The sequence below is a fragment of the Staphylococcus sp. EG-SA-2 genome (assembly GCF_017152085.1).
In genome coordinates this window covers 1-580 of record NZ_JACYHC010000023.1, presented here as the reverse complement: position 1 = coordinate 580, position 580 = coordinate 1, and the positions used below count along the sequence as shown (strand labels likewise).

The following is a 580-nucleotide window of genomic DNA, read 5'->3' as shown; positions in this document are numbered from 1 at the left end:
ATACAAATAACGATGTAACTACAAAACCATCTACAAGTGAAATTCAAACAAAACCAACTACACCTCAAGAATCTACAAATATTGAAAATTCACAACCGCAACCAACGCCTTCAAAAGTAGACAATCAAGTTACAGATGCAACTAATCCAAAAGAACCAGTAAATGTGTCAAAAGAAGAACTTAAAAATAATCCTGAGAAATTAAAAGAATTAGTTAGAAATGATAACAATACAGATCGTTCAACTAAACCAGTTGCTACAGCTCCAACAAGTGTTGCACCAAAACGATTAAATGCGAAAATGCGTTTTGCAGTTGCACAACCAGCAGCAGTTGCTTCAAATAATGTAAATGACTTAATTACAGTTACGAAACAGACGATCAAAGTTGGCGATGGTAAAGATAATGTGGCAGCAGCGCATGACGGTAAAGATATTGAATATGATACAGAGTTTACAATTGACAATAAAGTCAAAAAAGGCGATACAATGACGATTAATTATGATAAGAATGTAATTCCTTCGGATTTAACAGATAAAAATGATCCTATCGATATTACTGATCCATCAGGAGAGGTCATTGC

1 protein-coding gene is annotated in these 580 nt (G+C 34.0%); it reads left to right on the top strand.

Annotated elements, in window-relative coordinates; genetic code table 11:
• Positions 1-580 (top strand): Ig-like domain-containing protein (locus tag IDG60_RS00195; RefSeq protein ID WP_241013308.1); only part of this gene is annotated, 580 nt, incomplete at both ends.